We start from the raw sequence: 1,346 nt of genomic DNA, 5'->3' as shown, positions 1-1,346 counted from the left end.
GAGTTGAGGACCGTGGCGATGGCGGCCAGTTCGTCGCCGCTCCATCGGGACAGGTCGGTGCCCTTGGGAAAGTACTGGCGCAACAGCCCGTTGGCGTTCTCGTTCGTGGCCCGCTGCCATGGGGCGTGCGGATCCGCGAAGTAGACCGGCAGCCCGGTCTCGACCGTGAGCTGGGCATGAGCGGACAGCTCCTTGCCGCGGTCCCAGGTCAGTGAGCGGCGAAGCTGGTCGGGCATGGTGGCCATCGTGGTGGCCAGGGCATCCTTCATGGCCACGGCTCCGTAGCCGCCCAGCGCGGGGCCTTTCTTCGTCCGTGGGATGGTGCCGTAGCCCTCGGCCCGCGGTAGGTGAACGAGCATCGTATAGCGGGTCGTTCGTTCCACGACAGTCCCGATCGCCGACCGGTTCAGCCCGATGATCAGGTCTCCTTCCCAGTGTCCGGGAACGGCGCGGTCGGCCACTTCGGCGGGCCGCTGGCTGATCACGACCTGCTCGGTGACGTGGCCGCCCGGCTTGTTGCGGGCCCTCGCCCGGGGAACGCGCAGAGCACGGCCGGTGCGCAGGCAGGCCACGAGCTCTCGCTTGAGGCCGCCGCGGCTCTCGACGTAGAGGGACTGGTAGATCGCCTCGTGGCTGATGCGCATGGACTTGTCCTCAGGGAAGTCGATCTTCAGCCGGGCTGAAATCTGCTCCGGGCTCCAGGCGTTCGCCCACCGGCGATCTCCGCGATGGGGCTTGTTGCGCCCCTTCCAGTCAGGAACCTGTGGCCCGGGAAGCACCGTGCCGTCCGGGGCTCGTATCACGCCCAGCAAGCGGTCCTGGACATACTCCCGCAGCCGCTCGTTCCCGGCCGGCTTCGCCTCCTTCGGCCGCTGGGCCACCAGGTCGGACTTCCACTGCGCGACCGAGGCCCGGTACTCGAGTCGGCCCCCACGTGTGGCCGCGTTGCGCCGCAGTTCCCGGGAGATCGTCGAAGGTGCCCGGCTCAGATGTTCGGCAATCTCCCTCACCCCGGCACCTTGCACACGCAGCGAGCGATCTCCTCCCGCTCGGCGAACGAGAGGTAGCGGCCCGAGACAGCAAGATCGATCTGCGGCATCCCGCCAGCATGCCGGAACCACCGTGTGCCCACCGCCGGCGCCGCCCCGACGACAACGGCCGCATCCTCGCTGGTCAGCCCCTTGGCAATCTCAAGCCAGAACAGCCGCTCGACCTCCCGCCGCGTCGATGGCCGCCCCGGCGAATTCATCGGTGACCGCCCCGTCAACTCCGTCATCCAACCCGCTGGCCGTCCCACAACACACCTCTCTGATCAGGAGTGTTGCGACGACTGGTTGAACCCAAGC

At 68.3% G+C, this 1,346-nt stretch carries 1 pseudogene; it reads right to left on the bottom strand.

Going from position 1 to position 1,346, the window contains the following annotated elements:
• Positions 1-1,276 (bottom strand): annotated as a pseudogene (locus ACTWP9_RS36625) (IS30 family transposase); the annotation flags it as partial.
• Positions 1,277-1,346 lie beyond the last annotated feature (70 nt).

Source organism: Streptomyces sp. 3N207 (assembly GCF_052246355.1).
In the GTDB taxonomy this organism is placed as follows: domain Bacteria; phylum Actinomycetota; class Actinomycetes; order Streptomycetales; family Streptomycetaceae; genus Streptomyces.
This window is presented reverse-complemented; position numbering and strand designations above follow the sequence as displayed.